The organism is Nocardiopsis codii (genome assembly GCF_036327455.1).
GTDB lineage: Bacteria > Actinomycetota > Actinomycetes > Streptosporangiales > Streptosporangiaceae > Nocardiopsis > Nocardiopsis codii.
The window spans coordinates 1-645 of record NZ_JAUZMY010000086.1 but is presented as its reverse complement, the minus strand read 5'-3'; the positions used below and the strand labels follow the sequence as shown (position 1 = coordinate 645).

At 67.6% G+C, this 645-nt stretch carries 1 protein-coding gene; it reads right to left on the bottom strand.

Translation table 11 applies throughout. The features are described from left to right. Nucleotides 1-132: 132 nt before the first annotated feature. Nucleotides 133-453: a ferredoxin gene (fdxA, locus tag Q8791_RS31740; protein WP_013154907.1), complete on the bottom strand. Its 321-nt coding sequence runs from the start codon at nucleotides 451-453 to the stop codon at nucleotides 133-135. Between the last annotated feature and the right edge of the window lie 192 nt (nucleotides 454-645).

The window sequence follows — 645 nt, the reverse complement described above, 5'->3', positions numbered from 1 at the left end:
ACGACCGCGCCCCCCCAGGGGGGGGGTGGGCGCGACACGTCACCACGCGGGTGACACACGCCCACGCACCCTCTGCGCCAGGGGGTGCGGCGGCGTCGCGGCCTCGTACGGACCGGAAGGCGGACCGCGCGGCTACTCGGCCTGCGGCGGCAGCTTCGCGACGAGCGGGTGGTCGCGGTCGATCTTGCCGACCTTCGAGGCGCCGCCCGGGGAACCCAGGTCGTCGAAGAAGTCGACGTTGGCCTTGTAGAAGTCGGACCACTGCTCGGGCAGGTCGTCCTCGTAGTAGATGGCCTCGACCGGGCAGACCGGCTCACACGCACCGCAGTCGACGCACTCGTCCGGGTGGATGTAGAGCATGCGGTCGCCCTCGTAGATGCAGTCCACGGGGCACTCGTCAATGCACGCCTTGTCCAGCACATCAACACAGGGCTGCGCGATGACGTAGGTCACGTCGTACTCCTTGTCTCACCCCCGCTTTCCACGGGGGAGGCGGGGACCTTCAGAACCCCGGACCGGGTTCGGCGTGCGGGCGCCTATGCCCTGCTCCCGGGCTCTGCAAGCAAATGGCACAGATGTCGTCCTCCTAGTATGGCGGCGAAGAACAAACAGCGCACAATCGGGGGCATGTTCCATGTACATGGG